Source organism: Flavimaricola marinus (assembly GCF_900184895.1).
Lineage (GTDB): Bacteria > Pseudomonadota > Alphaproteobacteria > Rhodobacterales > Rhodobacteraceae > Flavimaricola > Flavimaricola marinus.
Genome location: NZ_FXZK01000001.1, coordinates 676,877 through 696,413, shown reverse-complemented (window position 1 = coordinate 696,413; position 19,537 = coordinate 676,877). Strand labels below are relative to the sequence as shown.

General features: G+C 64.4%; 20 protein-coding genes. 11 read left to right on the top strand and 9 right to left on the bottom strand.

Features of this window, described 5'->3' with window-relative positions; genetic code table 11:
• Positions 1 to 57 precede the first annotated feature (57 nt).
• The 6 genes from LOM8899_RS03440 to LOM8899_RS03415 are packed head-to-tail and all read left to right on the top strand — an operon-like array spanning position 58 to position 6,302.
• Positions 58 to 735, top strand: a complete 678-nt coding sequence (locus LOM8899_RS03440) for an SURF1 family protein (RefSeq protein ID WP_093990734.1) — start codon at positions 58 to 60, stop codon at positions 733 to 735.
• Positions 735 to 2,123, top strand: coding sequence for a threonine synthase (gene thrC, locus LOM8899_RS03435; RefSeq protein ID WP_093990733.1), 1,389 nt, complete (start codon positions 735 to 737; stop codon positions 2,121 to 2,123). The genes LOM8899_RS03440 and thrC overlap by 1 nt, the downstream gene beginning before the upstream one ends.
• Complete coding sequence (locus tag LOM8899_RS03430; RefSeq protein WP_093990732.1) at positions 2,120 to 3,385, top strand: M16 family metallopeptidase; 1,266 nt, start codon at positions 2,120 to 2,122, stop codon at positions 3,383 to 3,385. The genes thrC and LOM8899_RS03430 overlap by 4 nt, the downstream gene beginning before the upstream one ends.
• A complete protein-coding gene (locus tag LOM8899_RS03425; RefSeq protein ID WP_093990731.1) occupies positions 3,385 to 3,969 on the top strand; it encodes a GNAT family N-acetyltransferase in 585 nt (194 codons plus the stop codon). Before LOM8899_RS03430 ends, LOM8899_RS03425 begins: the two co-directional genes overlap by 1 nt.
• Positions 3,970 to 4,022: 53 nt before the next feature.
• Positions 4,023 to 4,838 (top strand): MBL fold metallo-hydrolase, encoded by an 816-nt coding sequence (locus LOM8899_RS03420; RefSeq protein WP_093990730.1) that lies wholly within the window; start codon positions 4,023 to 4,025, stop codon positions 4,836 to 4,838.
• Between the two features lie 51 nt (positions 4,839 to 4,889).
• Entirely contained in the window at positions 4,890 to 6,302 is a 1,413-nt protein-coding gene (locus tag LOM8899_RS03415) for an FAD-binding oxidoreductase (protein ID WP_093990729.1), read from the top strand.
• Between the two features lie 24 nt (positions 6,303 to 6,326).
• On the opposite strand, the gene LOM8899_RS03410 is transcribed toward LOM8899_RS03415, so the two are convergent.
• From LOM8899_RS03410 to LOM8899_RS03395, 4 genes are read right to left on the bottom strand one after another with little or no spacing between them, the layout of a single operon-like run.
• A complete protein-coding gene (locus LOM8899_RS03410) occupies positions 6,327 to 6,857 on the bottom strand; it encodes an adenine phosphoribosyltransferase (protein WP_093990728.1) in 531 nt (176 codons plus the stop codon).
• 47 nt (positions 6,858 to 6,904) lie between these two features.
• On the bottom strand, positions 6,905 to 7,591 hold the full coding sequence (locus LOM8899_RS03405) for a DUF2927 domain-containing protein (RefSeq protein WP_168770459.1): 687 nt from the start codon (positions 7,589 to 7,591) through the stop codon (positions 6,905 to 6,907).
• A complete protein-coding gene (locus LOM8899_RS03400; RefSeq protein WP_093990726.1) occupies positions 7,588 to 8,196 on the bottom strand; it encodes a type VI secretion system-associated protein TagO in 609 nt (202 codons plus the stop codon). The genes LOM8899_RS03405 and LOM8899_RS03400 overlap by 4 nt, the downstream gene beginning before the upstream one ends.
• Before the next feature lie 32 nt (positions 8,197 to 8,228).
• Complete coding sequence (locus LOM8899_RS03395) at positions 8,229 to 9,095, bottom strand: S-methyl-5'-thioadenosine phosphorylase (protein ID WP_093990725.1); 867 nt, start codon at positions 9,093 to 9,095, stop codon at positions 8,229 to 8,231.
• Positions 9,096 to 9,281: 186 nt separating this feature from the next.
• Between LOM8899_RS03395 and LOM8899_RS03390 the strand changes: the two genes are divergently transcribed.
• Positions 9,282 to 10,265, top strand: coding sequence for a fatty acid desaturase (locus LOM8899_RS03390; RefSeq protein WP_093990724.1), 984 nt, complete (start codon positions 9,282 to 9,284; stop codon positions 10,263 to 10,265).
• On the top strand, positions 10,262 to 11,113 hold the full coding sequence (locus LOM8899_RS03385) for a sugar phosphate isomerase/epimerase family protein (protein WP_093990723.1): 852 nt from the start codon (positions 10,262 to 10,264) through the stop codon (positions 11,111 to 11,113). Before LOM8899_RS03390 ends, LOM8899_RS03385 begins: the two co-directional genes overlap by 4 nt.
• Positions 11,114 to 11,322: 209 nt before the next feature.
• Here the strand turns inward: LOM8899_RS03385 and LOM8899_RS03380 are convergent, their stop codons facing one another.
• Positions 11,323 to 11,928, bottom strand: a complete 606-nt coding sequence (locus tag LOM8899_RS03380; RefSeq protein WP_093990722.1) for a flavin reductase family protein — start codon at positions 11,926 to 11,928, stop codon at positions 11,323 to 11,325.
• Positions 11,929 to 12,044: 116 nt separating this feature from the next.
• Here LOM8899_RS03380 and LOM8899_RS03375 point away from each other — a divergent pair, with 116 nt between their 5' ends.
• Together LOM8899_RS03375 and LOM8899_RS03370 are read left to right on the top strand one after the other, a co-directional pair.
• Positions 12,045 to 12,533 carry a GNAT family N-acetyltransferase gene (locus LOM8899_RS03375; protein WP_093991393.1) on the top strand — a complete coding sequence of 163 codons (489 nt, stop codon included), beginning with the start codon at positions 12,045 to 12,047 and terminating at the stop codon, positions 12,531 to 12,533.
• Positions 12,534 to 12,582: 49 nt separating this feature from the next.
• Positions 12,583 to 13,371 (top strand): EcsC family protein, encoded by a 789-nt coding sequence (locus tag LOM8899_RS03370; protein ID WP_093990721.1) that lies wholly within the window; start codon positions 12,583 to 12,585, stop codon positions 13,369 to 13,371.
• A gap of 4 nt (positions 13,372 to 13,375) precedes the next feature.
• Here LOM8899_RS03370 and LOM8899_RS03365 read toward each other — a convergent pair whose 3' ends face one another.
• The 4 genes from LOM8899_RS03365 to LOM8899_RS03350 all read right to left on the bottom strand — a co-directional run bounded on the left by LOM8899_RS03365 (position 13,376) and on the right by LOM8899_RS03350 (position 18,302).
• Entirely contained in the window at positions 13,376 to 15,619 is a 2,244-nt protein-coding gene (locus LOM8899_RS03365; protein WP_093990720.1) for a phosphoenolpyruvate--protein phosphotransferase, read from the bottom strand.
• A 351-nt stretch (positions 15,620 to 15,970) separates the two neighbouring features.
• Entirely contained in the window at positions 15,971 to 17,209 is a 1,239-nt protein-coding gene (locus LOM8899_RS03360; RefSeq protein ID WP_093990719.1) for an aspartate kinase, read from the bottom strand.
• Positions 17,210 to 17,279: 70 nt separating this feature from the next.
• On the bottom strand, positions 17,280 to 17,705 hold the full coding sequence (locus LOM8899_RS03355) for a DUF1178 family protein (RefSeq protein ID WP_093990718.1): 426 nt from the start codon (positions 17,703 to 17,705) through the stop codon (positions 17,280 to 17,282).
• 123 nt (positions 17,706 to 17,828) lie between these two features.
• Entirely contained in the window at positions 17,829 to 18,302 is a 474-nt protein-coding gene (locus tag LOM8899_RS03350; RefSeq protein ID WP_245820417.1) for an NUDIX hydrolase, read from the bottom strand.
• Positions 18,303 to 18,388: 86 nt separating this feature from the next.
• On the opposite strand from LOM8899_RS03350, the gene LOM8899_RS03345 reads away from it, so the two are divergent.
• Positions 18,389 to 19,531 carry an acetoin utilization protein AcuC gene (locus LOM8899_RS03345; protein ID WP_245820416.1) on the top strand — a complete coding sequence of 381 codons (1,143 nt, stop codon included), beginning with the start codon at positions 18,389 to 18,391 and terminating at the stop codon, positions 19,529 to 19,531.
• Positions 19,532 to 19,537 lie beyond the last annotated feature (6 nt).

Below are 19,537 nucleotides of genomic sequence, written 5' to 3'. Positions count from 1 at the left end.
AAAGAAGACCAAGACGCGCGGGGTATCCCGCGCGTTTCTCTTTCAAGCGAGGCCTAAATGCGCCGGTTGATATTTCCGATACTTCTGGGACTGGGCGGTGTCGCCATCCTAATCAGCCTTGGCGTCTGGCAGGTGCAGCGCCTTGCGTGGAAGGAGGCGGTGCTTGCCCAAATCGAGGCTCGGATCACCGCGCCTCCGGTGGCTGTGCCCAGTGATCCGACCGAGGCGGAGGACGAGTATCTGCCGGTTTCTGTCACGGGCGACCTGCTCGATGGCGAGATCCGGGTTCTTGTGTCGGTCAAGGATGAGGGCGCGGGATACCGTGTCATCTCGCCGGTGCTCACGGACGACGGCCGCCGTTTGTTGGTGGATCGGGGCTATATCCCGCTGGAAGACGAAACCGCCGAGCGCCCCGTCGGTCCGATCGAGGTTGTGGGCAACCTGCTGTGGCCGGACGAGGTCGACAACTGGACGCCGGAGCCGGACGTGGCGCGCGGCATCTGGTTTGCCCGCGATCTGCCCGCGATGGCCACCGCGTTGGGCACCGAGCCGATTCTGGTCGTGGCCCGCGAGGTCGCGGATCCGAGTGCCGTGACCCCGTTGCCCATCGATACCTCTGCAATTCCGAACGATCACCTGAATTATGCCATCACTTGGTTTCTTCTGGCTCTGGTCTGGGCCGCGATGAGCGGGTATCTGGTCTATCGCACGCTGCGCCGAAAGGAACGTGTCTGATGCGCTATATCTCTACCCGTGGCCAAGCTCCGGAACTGACATTCGAAGAGGCCATGCTCACCGGCTTGGCCCGCGATGGTGGCCTGTATGTCCCGGCGGAGGTGCCGACCCTGACAGCGGCGCAGATCGCCGCCATGGCTGGCGCCAGCTATGAGGAGGTCGCCTTTACCGTGATGCGCCCCTATCTGGGCGAGACCTTCGACGACGCCACCTTTCGCAGCCTGATCCGCGAGGCCTATGCAGGCTTTGGCCATGTGGCCCGCGCCCCGTTGGTTCAGCTTGCGCCGAACCACTTCCTGCTGGAGCTGTTCCACGGCCCGACCTTGGCGTTCAAGGACTTTGCCATGCAGCTGATCGGCCAGATGTTTCAGGCATCGTTGGCCCGATCCGGCAAGCGCATCACCATTGTCGGCGCCACATCCGGCGATACCGGTTCGGCCGCGATCGAGGCGTTTCGCGGCCTCGGCAATGTGGATGTGTTTATCCTCTATCCCCATGGCCGCGTCAGCGAGGTGCAGCGCCGCCAGATGACGACGCCGGTGGAGGACAACGTCCATGCCCTCGCCCTGGACGGCGACTTCGACGATTGTCAGGCGGCCGTGAAGGACATGTTCAACGATCTGACCTTCCGCGACGAGGTCCGCCTTGCGGGGGTCAATTCGATCAACTGGGCACGGGTTCTGGCTCAGGTCGTTTATTATTTCACCTCGGCCGTCAGCCTGGGTGCGCCGCACCGTAAGGTGAGCTTTACGGTTCCCACCGGGAATTTCGGCGATATCTTTGCGGGCTATATCGCCAAGCAGATGGGGCTGCCGATCGAGCAGTTGATCGTGGCGACCAACCAGAACGACATTTTGCACCGCACGCTGGAAACCGGAGAGCAGCGCAAGGAGGGCGTGACCCCGTCGATCAGCCCGTCGATGGACATTCAGGTGTCGTCGAATTTCGAGCGCGTCCTGTTTGATGCCTACGGCCGCGACGGCGCTGTCGTTGCCGCGCAAATGGCCGAGTTGAAGGACAACGGCGGCTTTGCCGTGGGGCAGGGGGCTTGGGAGTTTCTAAAGGATCACTTTGCCTCGGGCCGTGCCTCGGAAGAGCAGACGAGCCAGACCATTCGCGCCGAGCGCAATGCCAGCACGGAACTGCTCTGCCCGCATTCCGCGGTGGCGGTGCATGTGGCGCAGCCGTTCCTGGGCGAGGTGCCGATGATCACGCTGGCCACGGCCCATCCGGCCAAGTTCCCCGACGCGGTCGAAGCCGCGACCGGCGAGCGTCCCCCCCTTCCATCCCGCATGGCGGATCTGTATGACCGGTCAGAGCGGGTGACACGCGTGCCGAACGACCTGTCCGCCCTGCAAGCCCTCATTCGAGAACGGATCACGCATTGAGCGTCAAGCTACACACTCTGTCCAACGGGTTTCGCATCGCCACCGAGGCCATGCCCGGCCTGAAATCCACGAGCATCGGCATCTGGGTGATGGCCGGCGGTCGCCACGAGCGGATCGAGCAGAACGGCATCGCCCATTTCCTCGAACACATGGCATTCAAGGGCACCAAGCGCCGCACCGCCCTGCAGATCGCGGAATCGATCGAGGATGTTGGTGGCTATATCAACGCCTATACCAGTCGTGAGATGACCGCCTATTACGCCCGCGTCCTCGAGGATGATGTCTCGCTGGCGCTGGACGTTATCGGCGATATTCTGTTGAACCCGGTGTTCGACCCCGCCGAGATCGAGGTCGAGCGTGGGGTGATCCTGCAAGAGATCGGTCAGAGCCTCGATACCCCCGACGATATCGTCTTCGACTGGCTGCAAGAGGTGGCCTATCCGGAACAGGCCCTGGGCCGCACGATCCTTGGCCCGGCCGAGCGGGTGTCGTCCTTTTCCAAGGCCGATCTGTCGGGTTTCGTGGCCGAGCACTATGGCCCCGGTCAGATGATCCTCTGCGCTGCCGGTGCTGTCGATCACGATGCGATCTGCCGCGAGGCCGAGGCGATGTTTGGCCATATGCCCGCCTCGAAGACCCCGAGCCTGATCCAGCCCGCCCGGTTTCAGGGCGGCGAGCGCCGCGAGCTGAAATCCCTCGAGCAGGTCCATTTCGCGCTGGCTCTTGAAGGCCCCGATTACCGCGATCCGATGATCTACACCGCGCAGGTCTATGCCAACGCCTTGGGTGGCGGCATGTCGTCTCGCTTGTTTCAGGAGATCCGCGAGAACAAGGGCCTGTGCTATACGATCTTTGCCCAAGCCGGTGCCTATGAGGATACCGGCTTGACCACGATCTATGCGGGCACCTCCGCCGAGGATATCGCGGAGCTGACCGATCTGACCCTCGATGAGCTCAAGCGCGCTGCCTCCGACATGTCGGAAGCCGAGGTCGCCCGTGCCCGGATCCAGATGAAAGCCGGCATGTTGATGGGCCTTGAAAGCCCGTCTCATCGCGCCGAGCGACTGGCCCGGATGCTGTCGATCTGGGACCGGGTGCCGAGCATCGAGGAAACCGTCGAGAAGATCGACGAGGTGACTGTCGACGCCGTGCGCACCTATGCCGAGAAGATGGTCGCCGATACCGGCACCGCGCTGACGCTTTATGGCCCCGCCGAGGCCGCCCCGACGCTGGAGGCGATGCGCGACAGGCTCGCCGCGTAATGTTGAGGACAAAGCGCAAGGTTCGGCTTGAAACAGAGCGGATGGTTCTGCGCCCCCCCGAGCACGGTGATTTCCGGGCATGGACAGCGTTGCGCCGCGATTCCCAGGACTTTCTGAAGCCTTGGGAGCCGACTTGGGCGGAGGACCACCTCAGCCGCAAGAGCTTTACCAATCGGGTCTATTGGTCGCAGCGCTCGATTGCGACGGGCACAGGGGTGCCGCTGTTTCTGATCCGCCGCAGCGATACCGCCCTGCTTGGCGCGATCACGCTCGACAATATCCGCCGTGGCCCGGCCCAGGCCGGCACGACCGGCTATTGGGTCGGCCAGCCCTTTGCCCGCCAAGGCTATATGAGAGAGGCCATCGAGGCCCTTGTTCACTATGCCTTTACGACGCTGGACCTCAGCCGGATCGAGGCCGGTTGCCTGCCCGAGAATACCCCGTCCCGCCGGTTGCTGGAGCAATGCGGTTATAAATACGAGGGCGTCGCTCAGAGCTATTTGCAGATCAATGGCCGCTGGCGCAATCATGTGCTTTACGCCAATTTGCGCAGCGATCGTCGCGGCCGCACCGACGCCGGATAGCCATTCGTCAGATTTCAGATGACTTTGGGTCAGGCTGGTCTAGTTTACCTGCCATGAAACGGTTTGCCCTGCTCTGGATGATCGCCCTTGCGCTGCCTGCGTCGACACCGGCCGAGGCCCAGCAGCGCATCCCGAGCCATTGCATCGCCCTTGCCCAAGGCCCGGATACGGTGATGACCGCGTCGTTCCGGGACCCGGTGCCTGCCGATCAGGTCCGCGTCAGCTATGTCGATCATGCGATGTTTCTGATCCAGACGCCGGGCGGCCTGTCTGCGATGACCGATTTCACCGGCTGGTTTGGCAATGTCGACTTCACCCCCGATGTCGTGACGATGAACAATGCCCACGGCACCCATTGGACACCGGTAGTTGACCCCGCGATCGAATACCCGCTGCGCGGCTGGGCCGGTCCCGATGGTCCGGCGGAGCATTACCTCGATCTGGGCGAGATGCTGGTGCGCAATGTCACCACCGATGTCCGCAGCAGCGGCGCTGTCCGCGTCGATGGCAACTCGATCTTCGTGTTCGAAGTGGCGGGCCTGTGCATCGGCCATCTGGGCCACCTGCATCATGAGCCGACGCCGCGCCAATACGCCCTGCTCGGCCGCATGGACGTGGTAATGGTCCCTGTTGATGGCGGTCTGACGCTGGATCATCCGACCGTCATTCGGGTGATGGACCGGCTTCGCGCCCGGGTGGTGATCCCGATGCATTGGTTTGGTCGCAGCACGCTCGACGCGTTCCTGACCGGGATGTCCGACAGTTTCGATATTGTGCGCACCGGGGACACATCGCTCATTCTGTCATTGGCAGACCTGCCTGACCGGCCCACTGTCATGGTGCTTGAGCCTCGGATCTTGACCGACTGACTTGTCACCGCGTCGCTTGCATGGTTGATCTGACGCCGAAGGAGTATCGCCATGTTGTCCCCCGTCACGCCTGAATTTCTGGCCCCGTTGCAAGCGTCTCTGCCCGAAGCGGTGTTTCGTGCGGAGCCGACCGGTTACCTGACCGAGCCGCGCGGGCGCTATCAGGGGCAGGGCACCGTCTTGACGCCGGGCAGCACCGACGAGGTGGCGCAGATCGTCCGCGCCTGTGCGCAGGCCCGTGTCGGGATCGTGCCCTATGGTGGTGGCACCGGCCTCGTCGGCGGGCAGATCATGGCGGACGGCCCCGCACCGATCATCCTATCGCTGGAGCGGATGCGGGCGATCCGCGCGGTCTATCCGTCGGAGAACGTGCTGGTGGCCGAGGCGGGCGTGATCCTTGCCGATGTGCAGGCCGCCGCCGAGGCCGAGGGCCGCCTGTTTCCGCTGTCGCTGGCGTCCGAGGGATCGGCGCGGATCGGCGGGCTGCTGGCCACCAATGCCGGCGGCGTCAATGTGCTGCGCTATGGCAATGCGCGGGCGCAGTGTCTGGGGCTGGAGGTCGTCACGGCGGAAGGCGCGGTCTGGCACGGGCTGAACCGCCTGCGCAAGGACAACACCGGCTATGATCTGCGCGACCTGATGATCGGCTCGGAAGGCACGCTGGGGATCATCACGGCGGCCAGCCTGCGCCTGATGCCGCAACCCGCCCAGCACGGCACGGCGATGTTCAGCGTCGCCTCGCCGGTTGCGGCGCTCGAATTGCTAGCCCTGACGCAGGCGCAACTGGGCGAGGCAGTCTCGGCCTTTGAGCTGATCCATCGCCAGGGTTTCGATTTCCTCGCTGAGGTCGGCCCCGAGATCACGCCGCCGTTTGCGACGCCGCCCGAATGGACGGTGCTGATCGATCTTGGCCTGTCGCAGGGTGTCGATCCGGTGGAGGCGCTGAGCACGCTGTTCGAGGCCGCGATGGAGGCGGAGTTGACCGACGACGGGGTCATCGCCCAATCGAGCGCGCAGCGCACGGCGCTTTGGGCGATCCGCGAGAACATTCCGGAGGCCAACCGCAGGATCGGGTCTGTCAGTTCGCACGATATTTCGGTGCCCCTGTCCGAGATCCCGGCGTTCATCGAGCAGGGTGCCAAAGCCATTGCCGCCTTGGGCGAGCTTCGGATCAACTGCTTTGGCCATCTTGGCGACGGCAACCTGCATTACAACGTGTTTCCGGTGCAGGGCAAAAGCCGTGCCGACCACGAGGACATTCGCGGCAAGGTCAAGGAAACGGTGCATGATCTGGTGCACAGCTTTGGCGGCTCGGTCAGTGCAGAGCACGGCATCGGCAGACTGAAGGTGAACGACATGACCCGCTATGGCGACCCGACCAAGCTGGTGATGATGCGCGCGATCAAGACTGCGCTGGACCCGCTGGGCATCCTCAATCCGGGCGCGATCCTCGATCCGCTTTGATCGCTCCGCCGGTTTGAGCCGCTCTCAGGCGCCTTCGAAGGAGCAGAGGGCGTGCACGTCCATCCCGAGCGCCTCGAGCCGTTTGCGTCCGCCCAGTTCCGGCAGATCGATCACGAAGGCGCAGCCCACGACTTGCGCACCGAGCCGTTCGATCAGCTTGATCCCGGCCTCGGCGGTGCCGCCGGTGGCCAAAAGGTCGTCAACCAGCAGCACCCGCTCGCCCGGCTGAAAGGCATCGTCGTGCACCTCCATCGTCGCCTCGCCGTATTCGAGCGAGTAGCTCTGCTCGATCGTCCTGCCCGGCAACTTGCCCTTTTTGCGGATCGGCACGAAGCCCTGTGAAAGCTGGTGCGCGATGGCCCCGCCAAGGATGAAGCCCCGCGCCTCCAGCCCCGCGACACGGTCGATGTCGGTGCCGGTATAGGGGTGCAGCAATTGATCCACCGCGATCCGAAAACCGCGTGGGTCGCTGAACAGCGTGGTCACATCGCGGAACATGATCCCCTTGTGCGGGAAATCGGGGATGGTGCGGATGTAGTCTTTGACGGTTTTCATGTCGTGTCCAAAAGCAGGAGGGCAGGGGATGACGGCTGTCGACCCCTTCAGGGCGGCGGATAATGCCGTCTTATCGCGAACAGGTCTTGCGCAGACAAGGACATTACGCCGTTGCTGTCCTCGGAAAAGACCGAGATGTCTTCGTAATAGGGATTGCGGATGTCGGTCATCAGCCCAAGCGATTGAGTGATTTCCTCCAGCAGCACCGGATAGGCTTCGTCGGGCGGGACGTCGCTGGCAACGGCGATGGTGCCTCGGATGATGTTTCCGGCAAGGTTCCAGCGAATGTGGACGAGGGCGGCGCCGATCTCGACCCCGTCCATTTCGATATTGCCGGTGCCTTGGATCAGACCGCCCTGTACCGCGCCGACAAGGTGGACCGAGATGTCGGCCTGCGTGGTCCTGACCGCCCGGACGAGCCGCAGACCCGCCCCGGCCCCGTTCAGCGTGTCGATCACCCGGTCTATCGCCTGGTCCATCCTTTGCGCGAGATCGGGCGGATAGCTGTCGTCGATGGAGGCCAGCCCGATCCCCAGTTCCGCCGCGGCAGAGGCGGGCCAGCGCACCATCCGCTCGCTGCAGCCTTTGCCCGGTGCGGCCCGGCAAGCCACCAGCCGATAGAACGCCTCGTCGCTCAGCGGCCCTTCGGTTACCACGAAATCCTCGGCCAAGGCTGCCCCCGCCACGCCAAAGCTCAGCAAAGCGGCGCAGAGGGATCGTTGGATGGCCTTCACCAATTGCAGCTCTCGCGCAGAGGGGCGATGGCCTCGCGCAACCCGGCGATGGGAAACCGCGCGACCACAGGGTTTTCGTTGAACGGGGTGAACCTGACCAGCAGCGTTTCGGCGTCGAACATGGATTGGAGGAACGGGATCGATCGCCCGCCATTCCATAGCCCCAATGACCGGTTGTTGGTGCTTTCGGTAAAGCCGCGCGTCTGGACCGCCGCATCGTCGATGCGGTATTCCACGTCTCCGTAGCCTTGGAAGCCCGAAGCCACATGGCAATGTGTCGCGATGATCAGCGAAGTCGTGTTCTCCATGCACCGCGCGTAAAGGGTGAGCTGTTGCGCGCCTCCAAAGCCGCAGGTGATCCTCTCTTCGGACAGCGTGGTCAGAAAGACGCTGGTGCTGTCGTCGAAATCGGAGGTCTCTGTGCGTACTGTCCAATCGGACTGGTCCGGCGTGGTTTCTGTGGTTTCGCGTCGGTCGGTTTCCCGGTCATAGCAGCTCAGCCTTTCGACATCGGTTTCGATGGCGTGGCAATCCAGCGGATCGGCTTGGCTTGATGTCGTGAAAAGGGCTGCCGTGGCGGCAAGGGACAACAACAGGAAACGCATGAAACGGTCTTTCGATTACGGTCTGGGGAGGTCTACATCACGCGGCCGGCCACCGCGTCCAGACGCGCTGTGACGGCGGGATCGCGTTTGTCGGGGGCCGTCATGATCGCGTGATCGAGCGCGTGGTCGCAGCCATGCGGGCAGGTGTGCCGCTCTGCCCCGAGCCGGTCGGGCAGGTCGGCCACCAACCGCCGCGCGGCGTCGGAATTCCCGGTCAGAGTGGCGATGATCGTGCTGATATCGACGGTATCGTGGTCTGGATGCCAGCTGTCGTAATCGGTGATCATGGCGACGGAGGCATAGCAAAGCTCGGCCTCGCGGGCCAATTTGGCCTCGGGCATGTTGGTCATTCCGATCACGTCGCAGCCCCATGATTTATAGAGCCTGCTTTCCGCGACCGATGAGAACTGCGGCCCCTCCATGGCCAGATAGGTGCCGCCCCGGTGGACGGTGACGCCCGCCGCCTTGGCCGCTGCAAAGGCCGCATCGCCTAGCCGGGTGCAGGTCGGGTGCGCGACGCTCACATGTGCCACGCAGCCTGTGCCGAAGAAGGATTTCTCGCGGGCAAAGGTCCGGTCGATGAACTGATCGACGATGACGAAATCGCCGGGGGCCAACTCCTCTCGGAACGAACCGCAAGCCGAGACCGAGACCACATCCGTCACGCCCAGCCGCTTGAGCGCGTCGATGTTGGCCCGGTAGGGAACCGTCGTCGGTGAATGCACATGGCCCCGCCCGTGCCGGGGCAGAAACGCCAGCGTGACCCCGCCGAGCCGCCCCGTCAGGATCTGGTCCGAGGGTGCGCCCCAAGGCGTTTCCACGGTCTGCCAGGTGGCGTCCTCGAGCCCCGGAATATCGTAGAGCCCCGATCCGCCGATGATCCCGATGACTGTGTCCATGCTCTACACCTCTTGGTTGAAGTTTCAGCCTAGGCCAGTCGAAACCGATCGAAAAGAGGGCCCGACCGAAAAGAGCGCCCGCCGGAAAGGAGGTGCCGCCGCAAGAGGCTGGGCCGGTGATATCAATTGCAGTTTCTGGCCGTGCGACTAGACTTTCGCCCGATCCCTGAACCGAACGGAGGCCATATGGACGCCAGCTTTTCCCGCCGTGACATCCTGTCCGCAACCGACCTGAGAGCCTTGTCTGAACGGTCGGATCTGAAGGGCGGCCTTCAGATGGCGAGTCATATGGGCGCTATCGTGGTCGTCGGGGTTCTGCATGCGTTGGCGATGGGCAGCGGATGGGTGATCGTGACGGGATTTGCCTTGGGGGTTCTGCTCAATTTCCTCTATGCCGCACAGCATGAGCTGAGCCATGCGACCGTGTTTAAGACCCGGAAACTGAACGATATTTTCGGCCGGATCATCGGATTCATCCAGATTTTTCCGCGTGATTTCGACCAAGTCATGCATTTTGCGCATCACAAATGGACGCAGGATTGGGAGCGTGACGGTGAGCTTGTTCGCGAGCCCTATACGCTGACGACCTACCTGCTTTGGTTGAGCGGAATCACCTATTGGCGCAACCGGTTTTTCGGCCTTGTACGGCGGGCGCGGGGGGTGATTGTGGAGCCATTTATCCGTCCGGAGGAGGAAGCGAAGATCATACGTGAGTCGCGCCTGCATTTGGCGGGTTACGGGTTGATCGCGCTGGTTGCCTTGATTTTGGGCAGTTGGGCGCCGCTGACCTTCTGGCTGATCCCGATGATCCTGACCAAGCCGGTTCACCAGTTGCAGAACACCATCGAGCATCTGGGCCTGAGCCACGAGGACGACATCCTCGAGAACACCCGCTCGACCCGCGCCAATGCGCTGATCCGCTGGCTGTGCTGGCAGATGCCCTATCATACGGCGCACCATACCTTCCCGGCGGTGCCGTTCTGGAAGCTCGCCGATCTAAACGACCGGCTGGAGGCCAAGGCCGGAGAGGTGCACCGCATGGGCTGGATCGAGTTCCAGATCGAGGTCATCGCCAAGCTCCGCGCCAAGGACGAAAGCCAGTATCCGATGAACGAGGTCTGGGTCGTGCCGCGCAGCGGAGGACGGTCGATGCGCGTGCCCGCCGAATGAGGCGGCTACAGGTCTATACCTCGCTTTGGGCGATGCAGCCGCACGACCAGAGCGGCGTCAAGCTGCCGCACGATCAGGTCTGCGAGATGGTTGCGGGGGCCGGCTTTGACGGCATGGCGATTGATCTGGGCGCGTCGGATGTGGCGGTGGCCCATGCCGTCCGCCCACATATGGAGCGCAACGGGCTGACCCCTCTGATCGTCGCCTTTCCCAAGACAATTCAAAGCCTTGAGGACACGCTCCATATGGCCGCCGACTTTGGCGCGCCGTTTGTCGACGTGATCGGACAGGTGATGCCGCTGGCCATCGACGACATGGTTCCGGTAATCGAGACGTGGATGGGGATGAGCCAGAAGATCGGTGTTCCGATCCAGTTCGAGACCCACCGCAACTGCATCACCAACGATCTCTATGTGACCCTGCAACTGATCGACCGCATCCCCGAAATGCGCATTTGCGCGGACCTGTCGCACTATGTCGTGGACCGGGAATTCTGGTTCCCGTTGTCGGAGCATGATCTGGGGCTGATGTCCCGTATCCTTGCCCAATCGGACAGTTTTCAGGGCAGGGTCGCCAGCCGTCAGCAAATCCAGTTGCAACTGGATTTTCCGCAGAATCAAAAATGGGTCGAGCTGTTCAAGGGCTGGTGGCGCGAGGGGCTGGAGGGCTGGCGCAGCCGCAACCCGAAGGGCGATTGCATATTTGTCTGCGAGCTTGGTCCGCCCGAATATGCGATGACAGGACCGGACGGCAGAGAGATGTCGAACCGCTGGGAGGAGGCGCAGGTGATCATGGGCTGGGTCCGCGAGATCTGGGCCGATCTGGAGCGCGAAGAGGCGGCCCGCTGACCGCCGTCACGCCGCTGTGCCCGAAATTTCAGCGATTTAACGGATGGCCCGAGCGCCGAAAACGCCCTGCGGTAACACGTCGGTGCGGCGTCGGTATGGCGTCGGTGTCGTTGCGGCGGCGTTTGTGGTGCTGCGGAATGTGACCACAAGGTGCGGAGGGGCAGGGAAGCGGCAAGGAACGGCCCCGCCGCGCCCCTGTCGGCGCCATCCTATTCGCCGGGTCGTTTCAGGGAGAACACCTCGGTGATCCGGGCGTAATCCCGGTAGCCCATCCGCGAGAGCGGCTGATAGGTCGTTACGTCGAAGACGCCGTCCTTGAGACAATCGTCGCGCATGTGGACACCTGTGACTTCGCCAAAGACCACAAAGTTCGCCTCGCCGGGCAGTTGCACGATCTGCGTCAGCTTGCATTCCAGCGAGGCCGGCGCTGCCGCGACCCGGCTACAGGCGATCGTCTCGCACTCGGCCCGGTCGATCCCGGCCTTGGTGAACTCGTCGACCTCGCGCTCCCACGGGCCGGAGCTTTCGTTCATCACGTCGCGCATCGCGTATTCGACGACATTGACGCAGAACACGCCCGTGTCGCGGATGTTGCCGACGCTGTCCTTGGTGCCGTCCCGGTCGGGCTTGGCCGAGGTGGAGGCGAACATCACTTGCGGCGGAAAGTAGGCGACGGCATTGAAGAACGAGTAGGGGGCCGGATTGTCCTGACCGTTCGACCCGCGCGTGCTGATCCAGCCAATCGGCCGGGGCGTGACGATTGCGTTGAAGGGATTGTGCGGCAGGCCGTGGCCATCTTGGGGGCGATAAAACATGGGGCGTTTTCCTTTCGTTGCGCCTCAGGTAGCTTGCACGGGCATCGAGGACCAGTCCTTTGGATGCGGCCCGTGCAGGCGGCCGGGGCAGGCGGCCAGACAAGACGAGGACGAGCATGATGGATCTGGTGCAGGAAACACCGGACGATTGGTGGGAGGTCGAGGCTCTCTATGACCTGTGTTTCGCACCGGGGCGTGAGGCGTTGTCGTCCTATCGCCTGCGCGACGGCGTGCCGGCGGTGCCCGAATTGTGCCTGCTGAGCCGTGATGCCGATGGCATTCTGGGCGGTGCGATCCGCTGCTGGCCTGTCCGCATCGGCCCGGCCCGCGCGGTCCTCTTGGGCCCGGTGGCCGTTCACCCGACCCGACAGGGCGAGGGGTTGGGCGCCTATCTTATCGGCCGCGCCCTCGACGTGGCCCGCGACATGGGCTGGCGCCGCGTGATGCTGGTGGGCGATGCCCCGTATTATTCCCGCTTTGGCTTTCAAAAGCTCAAGGACGTGAAGATGCCGCCCCCGACCAACCCCGACCGGGTTCTGGGTGTGGCGCTTTATCCGGATGCGTGGAAGGGCATCAAGGGCAACGTCCGCAAGGCGAAAGATTGAATTTCACGCCCGACCCCCCACATTTCAAGGGTGGACAGGAGGCCCCGCGATGAAAGTGATCGATCCCGACGTGCAGTTTCCCCCCTTTGACGCCTCTGCCCAAGAGCAGGTGGCCGCCCTTGCCCGTCGCCAGCGCCGTGCCAACGGTGTCCTGATGCAAGCGATTACATTCGTCGGCGGACAGGTCGAGGACGGTATGAAGCTGTTGCCCAAGGGCGTCCGGGGCCAGATCGAGGGCGCCGCCCGCAAGGCTCTGACCCAGAGCTATCAGGCCGCCAGCCGCACCCGTGGCGGGCAGGCCGCCCGTGTGTCGGGCGACCGGACGCACCGCGTTCTGGGCACGATCTCCGGCGCGCTGGGCGGCATCGGCGGATTGCCGACCGCTCTGGCCGAACTCCCCGTCGCCACGACGATCATCTTTCGCGCGGTGCAGGACGTGGCCAGCCAATACGGCGAGGATCCGGCCAGTGAGGCGACCCGCGTCGAATGTCTTCGGGTGTTTGGCGCCGGTGCGCCGGGCGGCGATGATGACGGCATCGACACCAGTTTCATCGGTGCCCGTCTGAGCCTGACCGGCCCGGCCCTGCATGGCCTGATCAGCAAGATCGCCCCGAAGTTTGCCGCCGTGCTGAGCCAGAAGCTGGCCACCCAAGCCGTTCCCATCCTGGGCGCGGCCGCGGGGGCGGGCACGAACTACGCCTTCGTCGACTATTACGTCGAGGTCGCCCATGTCCACTTCGGCCTGCGCCGCGCGGTCGAGACCTATGGCGAAGAGCCGGTTCTGGCCCATTTCCACAAGGTACTGGCCGAGGCCAAGCTGCCGGTGAAGCGCGCCTGAGCCATCAGCCCCGCTGAGCGGCGAGCCATCCGGTGAGTGCCTCGCGCACGTTGTCTTGGCCCGCGTCGCGGGCCTCGTCGATCACCTGTTTGGCCGCTGACAGATCGACCCGCCGCAGCAGGTGCTTGACCGGGCCGATCGAGGCCGGCCGCATGGAGAGCATTTGGAAGCCGAGCGCCGACAGGGCCATCGCCTCGATGGGCCGCCCGGCATCTTCGCCGCAGAAGCTGATCGGCGTTCCGGCGGCGTGGCAGCGGGCGAGGATCTGTTCGAGGAAGGTCAGGAAGCTGACGTCCAGCGTGTCGTAGCGCCGCCGCACCCGTTCGTTCTCGCGGTCGGCCGCGAAGAAGAACTGCTTCAGGTCGTTGCCGCCGACCGAGATGAAATCGACCTCTTTGAAGAAGCTGTCGGGCGCGAATGCGAGGCTGGGCGTCTCCAGCATCGCGCCGACCTCTGCCGAGACGGGGAGCGGATGGCCCAGCCCCTCTTCGCGGGCCAGCGCCTTGTCCCATTCGGCCCGCGCCGCCCGAAATTCCGAAGGCGCTGCGATGAAGGGGAACATGACAGACAAGGGCCGCCCCTTGGCCCCGCGTATGAGCGCCTGCAACTGCATTCTGAGCACGCCCGGCTTGTCGAGCCCCACCCGGATCGCCCGCCAGCCCATCGCGGGATTGGGTTCGTCGTTCGGCTTCATGTAGCTCAGCACCTTGTCCGAGCCGATGTCGAGCGTGCGGAAGGCGACCCGCCGCCCCTGGGCGCTGTCCATCACCCGTGCGTAGAGCGCCGACAATTCGGACCGCTGCGGCATCTGGTTGCGCACCAGAAACTGAAGCTCTGTGCGGAACAGACCGACGCCGTCCGCCCCGGAAGGCGCCAGCGATGGCAGGTCCGCGATCAGCCCGGCATTCATGTGCAGCGATATGGTGGTGCCGCAGAGCGCCTGCGCAGGCTCGTCCCGGATCGAGGCATAGCGTTCCTGCGCCCGCGCCTGCATCGCGACCTTGTCCTGAAACGCGGCGGTGACGGTTTCCTCGGGCCGCAGGTGCACGATCCCCTGATCGCCGTCGACAAGGATGGTATCGCCGTTCAGCGCCTCTGTGGTGATCCCGCTGGCATGGATGATCAGCGGGATCGCCCAGGCCCGGGCGACGATGGCCGCGTGGCTGCCGACGGAGCCTTCTTCCAGCACGATCCCCTTGAGCACCTTGCCGTATTCCAAGAGCTCTCCGGGCCCGATGTTTCGCGCGATCAGCACCGGGTTTTCCGGCATCTCGGCGCCGGTGCTGCTGCCTTGCCCTGTCAGGATTCGCAGCAGCCGGTTCGACAGGTCGTCCAGATCGTGCAGCCTGTCGCGCATGTAGGCATCGTTCGACTTGCCCATCCGAGTCCGGGCCAGCGATTGCTCTTTCTCGACGGCCGCCTCGGCGGAGAGCCCGCTTTCGACATCCGATTCCATGCGCCGCATCCAGCTGCGCGACTGGGCGAACATCCGGTAGGCTTGCAGCACGGCGGCCTGTTCGCCCTCGGCGGCGTTGCCATCGAGCAATTCGTCCACCGAGATCCGCAGCTGATCGACCGCCTCGCGCAGCCGCACGAGTTCGGCTTCGGGATCGTCAGAGATCGGGTTGGTCACGACCACACGCGGTTCGTGCAGATAGACCTGCCCTTGCACGGCGCCTTCCTGCCCGATCGTGCCGCGCAGCATGACCGACCGCTGGTGCCGCGCCGAAAGCGCCGCGCCGTCGCCGACGAAGGCCCCGAGCTCGGTCATTTCGGCCAGCACCATCGCCACCACTTCGAGCGCGTAGACCTCGTCGGAGGTGAACAGCCGCGCCGCCTTGGATTGCACGACCAGCACGCCGAGCGCCTCGCCCAGCCGCTGGATCGGCACCCCGCAGAAGGAGGAATACCGCTCCTCGCCGGTTTCCGGCATATAGCGAAAGCCCCGCTCTGCCGGGGCGTCGGCGGTGTTGATCACGGTCTTGCTGCGCGCGGTCCGCCCGACGAGGCCCTCGCCCATCCGCATCCGCGTCTGGTGCACGGCCTCGGGCTGAAGCCCCTCGGTGGCGCAAAGTTCCAGCGTTTCGGCGTCGCGGAACAGGTAGATGGAGCAGACCTCCGTCTGCATCGACGATGCAATGAGCCGGACGATTCGGTTCAACCGGGCCTGACCGGCGCTGTCCTCTGCAAGTGCGGCCTGAAGCCGCCCGAGCAGCTTGCGGCTTTCGCTTTCCGTTCGATCGGGCATCCTGCCCCCTTTGTGCGTTCCAGTGCCGAGGTATAGGCGATCTTGGCAGCGAAGGGGAGGCCCTCAATGCGCCAGACGCAAGGTCTTGCGCTAAACTTGGCGTTGCGCTGTTCCCGGTGCATCCATTTGCCAGTCCGCTGGGGTATGCCCGCGTCCTTCAGGCTGTGCCCGGCCGCGCCACTTCGTGCCGCCGCCCCGAAATGCAACGCCTAACCCTGCGCGTCGCGCGGGATATCTCTCCGCCGATACCACGGTGTTTCTTTTGGCTCCAAATACGGCGGCGCCGACCCGAGCCAAAGGGCGCGGGCCCGGGCAGCATCCGGCCCGGCCCCAAAATCCGGCGATCGCTCCTTAGCTGGCCTTGTCCAGCCCGAAGGTGTCGTGCAGCGCCTGCACGGCCAGTTCCATATACTTGCGGTCGATCAGCACCGAGATCTTGATCTCGGAGGTGGTGATGACCTTGATGTTGATCCCTTCGTCGCGCAGGGCTTCGAACATCTGGGCGGCGACGCCGGCGTGGCTCCGCATCCCGATGCCGACGACCGACACCTTGGCGACGCCCTTGTCGGCCACGAGATCGTGGAAGTTGATCTCGCCCTTCGCCTTGGCCTCGTTCATCGCCTTCTCGGCCCGCATTACCTGATCGGTGGGGCAGGAGAAGGTCATGTCGGTGCGCCCGTCTTCGGAGATGTTCTGCACGATCATGTCGACGTTGACCCCGGCCTCGGCCAGTGGCCCGAAGATCGCGGCGGCGATGCCGGGCCGGTCGGCCACGGAGATCAGCGTCATTTTGGCCTCGTCCCGCGAATAGGCGACACCGGCGACAACATTGCTTTCCATGATTTCCTCCTCGTCGCAAACGAGCGTTCCGGCGTCGTCCGACTGTTCTTCGAAACTGCTGAGCACCCGCAGCTTGACCTTGTAGCGCATCGCCAGTTCGACCGAGCGCGTTTGCAGCACTTTGGCCCCTAGCGAGGCCAGTTCGAGCATTTCCTCAAACGCGATCCGGTCGAGTTTGCGCGCCTTGTCGCAAATCCGTGGATCGGTGGTATAGACCCCGTCGACATCGGTGTAGATGTCGCACCGCACCGCGTCGAAGGCGGCGGCAAAGGCCACGGCCGTGGTGTCCGATCCGCCCCGCCCCAGCGTGGTGATCCGCCCCTCGGGGCTGATCCCCTGAAAGCCCGCCACGACGGCGACCCGCATGCCTTCGTCGAACTTGGCGAGGATGTTGTCGCTGGGGATCTCTTCGATCCGGGCGGAGGCGTGGGCGGAGGTGGTCTTGACCGGCACCTGCCAGCCCTGCCAGCTCCGCGCGGGGATATCCATTTCCTGCAACCGCAGCGCCATCAGCCCCGCCGTCACGTTCTCGCCCGAGGACACGACCGCGTCGTATTCGCGGGCGTCATAAAGCGGCGAGGTTTCCGAGACCCAGCCGACCAGTTCGTTGGTCTTGCCAGACATGGCCGAGACGATGACGATGACGTTGTGGCCCTTGGCCACTTCTGCCGAGACGCGCTTGGCGGCGCGGTGTATCCGGTCGATACTGCCGACGGACGTCCCGCCGAATTTCATGACAAGGATGGACATGCTGGTCCCTTTGGGCGGATAAGTCGCGGCCTTTTAGTCACCCTTGCCGTCTAGTGCAATGCGCCGGGCGCTAGTTGGTCTTGGCTTTTGGCATAAAGGGCAACGGTGCCACGGGTATCCCGTCCTCGAGCAGCTTGCGCGCCTCGTCGAGCTTGGCCTCGCCGTAGATCGCCCGCGCCGGGGCGTCGCCATCGTGAATCGCCCGTGCTTCCTTGGCGAAGGACAGCCCGACGTAATCGGCATTCTCCTCGACCTTGCGGCGGAGGTCCGCGGCGGCCTGTTCCTGCGGGCTGAGCGCGGCCGAGAGCGAAGGCCGCTTGCGATCCTCTTCGTCGGTGCGCACCGCCGGGGCCATCAGCGATTTCTCTACCTGCGTGCTGCCGCAGACCGCGCAGGTCACGTGTCCGGCGGCCGAGAGGCTGTCGAAGGCGCTGTTCGACGCGAACCAGCTTTCAAAGCGGTGACCGTCTTTGCAGGAGAGGGTGAAGCGGATCATGGGCTTTCTTTGTGCAGGTAAGGGGATACGATGGTGTCGTACCCATCAGATCTAGTGAGAACCGGTCGAATTGCAATCCCGGCGCGTGTCTGTCCGGCCAATCCGAGGCGCGCGCCCGCGCCCTCAGCGATGCAGTTGCCGCGGGTCGAATTGTTCGACGATGTGCCGCAGTTCGGGCGACTTGAGCAGCCGCGCCGCCTTGGCCGGGCTGACCCATTTGCGCCGCCGCACCGCCCGTTCGGGCCAATCTGCGTGGATCGTCTGCACCTGTAAGGGAAACACCAGTGTCAAATGCGGGGTCCGCGATTTGTCCTTGGGTTTGACGTAGGTATAGACCCCGAGGCAACGGTCGAGCGATTGCCCGGTGAGCCCGGCTTCCTCGAAAGCCTCCATCGCGGCGGCCTCGGCCGGGGTCTGCCCGTCCATCGGCCAGCCCTTGGGCAGCGTCCAGCGCCCCTTGCCCCGCGTGGTGATCAGGCAGATCTCTGGCCCGCCATTGACGATTCGCCAGCACAGGGCGGCGAATTGCGTGTGCGCCCGCCCCTTGGCCTTGCGGGCCAGACGCAGCGGCAACTGGTGCATTTCGTCAAGGGACATGGTCTGTCGGCTTTGCGAGGCTATAGTTGGTGCGACCACGGTTTCATGTGACGCCCCGTGGAGCAAGAGATTTGAGGTCTGCCGGCGTGAATTCGCTTTCCCAGATTGCCGCCGCCCCCCTCTTTATCGGGTCGGAAATCTATCGCCGGTCGAGCTATGGCGGCTGGCATCCGCTGCGCGTACCGCGCGTGTCCACGGTGATTGACCTGTCGCGGGCGCTGGGCTGGTTGCCCGGTCATCAGTATATCAACAGCCCCAAGGCCAAGCCCGCCGCGCTGCATGCCTTTCACACCCCCGACTATGTCGCGGCCCTCGCTGCCGCCGAGGCCAGCCAGTCGGTCACCGAGCAGGTCAGGGCCCGCCACAATATCGGCACCCATGCCAACCCGGTTTTTGGCGAGATGTATCGCCGCCCCGCCACCTCGGCCGGTGGCGCGATTCTGGCGGGCGAGCTGGTCGCCAAGGGTGGCACCGTCTATGCCCCCGCCGCCGGCACCCATCACGGCCTGCCCGACATGGCCAACGGCTTTTGCTATTTCAACGACCCGGTCCTCGCCATGCTGTCGCTGCGCCATCATGGCGTCCGCCGTCTGGCCTATGTCGATATCGACGCCCATCATCCCGACGGGGTGGAGGTCGCCTTTGCCGATGATCCTGACGTTCTGATGATCTCGGTCCATGAGGAGAACCGCTGGCCCCGCACCGGCGCCATCACCGATCGCGGGGTGGGGCAGGTCTATAACCTGCCGGTGCCGCGCGGCGCCCATGACGGCGATATGGCGATGGCCCGCGAGGCGCTGATCCTGCCCGCCATCGCCAAGTTTGCCCCCGATGCCATCGTCCTGCAATGCGGGGCCGATGCGGTGACCGAGGATCCGCAGAGTCGCATGGCGATGTCGAACAATGCCCATTGGGCTATTGTCGCCGCGTTGATCGGCATGGCCCCCCGTCTGCTGGTGCTGGGCGGCGGCGGTTACAATCCGTGGTCCGTCGGCCGCCTTTGGACCGGCGTCTGGGGCGTGCTCAACGGCCATGAGGCGCCGGACCGTCTGCCCCCGGCCGCCGAGCGGGTGCTGACCGATCTGTCCTGGGACAACCGTGGCCGCAAGCGGGAGCCGGACCCCGCGTGGCTGACGACTCTGCGCGATCCGCCCCGTGACGGCCCGGTGTCGGACGTGGTGGCCGAGCGCGTCGCCCACCTTTCGGAGCGGTTGCGCGTCTGGGTCTGAGCCGCG